This window comes from Vibrio sp. Vb0349 (assembly GCF_033338975.1).
Window position 1 is genome coordinate 1 of record NZ_JAWOTS010000280.1, and the last position, 1,230, is coordinate 1,230.

The window sequence follows — 1,230 nt, forward strand, 5'->3', positions numbered from 1 at the left end:
AATATCTAATTTAGTTTTTAATGTAGAGGTGAGTCATGAGCTATACAGATATGGATGTAGCAGCAATGAAAGGCAATGCCAATGAAGCTGCTGATCTCCTAAAAGTAATGGCACATCCGGAAAGGCTAATGGTGTTGTGCCAACTGACCCAAGGTGAAGTTGGTGTTGGGGAACTGCAAAAGAACTCGTTCCTTAGCCAATCCGCCTTTTCACAGCACTTAACGGTGCTTCGCAAGCACAAATTGATCACGGCTCGTAAGGCATCACAGCAAGTGTTTTATTCGTTGTCAGAACCGAGAGTTGAGTCATTAATTAAAGCGCTTCATGGCGTTTTCTGTAACTAATTCGTAGCTAAGATTTTAGAGGTAAATAATGTTAAACGTTATTCCATGGGAATCGTTGTTTGGTGGCATTTTGTTAGGGATCTCCGCCACTATATTGTTGTTGGTTAACGGTAAAATTGCCGGAATAAGTGGAATTATGAATGGCATTATGTCACCGAAAAAAGGCGATTATTCGTGGCGATTGCTTTTTGCGGTTGGAATGATAGCTGGTGGCTTGATTAGCGTTCTGATGTTGGGCGTTGCGGTTCCTAGTACCGCGAACCTTTCTTTAGGGATGGTGATTGCCGCTGGTTTATTGGTAGGAATCGGGACCAGACTGGGTAACGGATGTACTAGCGGACACGGCATTTGTGGCATGGGCCGTTTGTCTAAGCGCTCTATTGTGGCGACCTGTGTATTTATGGCCGTCGCTGGCCTAACGGTATTCGTTCGACTTCACCTAGTTTAAGAGAGATTCCATGAACAAGACTATTTTTCGTTTTTCTGCTCTTTTGAGCGGTGTGTTATTCGGTATGGGCATGGCGGTGTCCGGCATGATCGACCCAGCTAAAGTCATTGGATTTTTAGATATTTCTGGCAGTTGGGACCCAAGTTTGGCTTTTGTGATGGGCGGCGCACTCGCGGTATTCATGCCAAGCTATTTTTTAATCATCAAGCCGAGAAAACAATCAGTTAGCGGTGAAGCGTTTTGCACACCAACCAATAAGAACATCGACGGACGTTTGTTATCTGGTGCGGCGATCTTTGGTTTAGGTTGGGGTTTGGCAGGTATTTGCCCTGGCCCTGCAGTTGCGAGTTTGGCATTAGGCAACGTGAGCATTGTAGTGTTCTTCCTTGCGATGTTAGTTGGATCTCTGTTCGCGAAAGCGATCATTACTAACCGTAA

General features: G+C 45.1%; 3 protein-coding genes. All 3 read left to right on the forward strand.

Translation table 11 applies throughout. The features are described 5' to 3' along the window. Positions 1-35 precede the first annotated feature (35 nt). Positions 36-344 (forward strand): ArsR/SmtB family transcription factor, encoded by a 309-nt coding sequence (locus R7Q47_RS25205; protein WP_005460911.1) that lies wholly within the window; start codon positions 36-38, stop codon positions 342-344. A 28-nt stretch (positions 345-372) separates the two neighbouring features. Continuing rightward, entirely contained in the window at positions 373-792 is a 420-nt protein-coding gene (locus R7Q47_RS25210) for a YeeE/YedE family protein (protein ID WP_005394547.1), read from the forward strand. A gap of 10 nt (positions 793-802) precedes the next feature. Beyond that, positions 803-1,230, forward strand: a 428-nt coding sequence (locus R7Q47_RS25215) for a YeeE/YedE family protein (protein ID WP_318090068.1), incomplete at its 3' end; no start/stop codon positions are given.

What these genes read in the sequence shown, in the direction of transcription:
- R7Q47_RS25205 (WP_005460911.1), top strand. Translation starts at nt 36, where the DNA reads ATGAGCTATACAGATATGGATGTAGCAGCAATGAAAGGCAATGCCAAT.
- R7Q47_RS25210 (WP_005394547.1), top strand. Translation starts at nt 373, where the DNA reads ATGTTAAACGTTATTCCATGGGAATCGTTGTTTGGTGGCATTTTGTTA.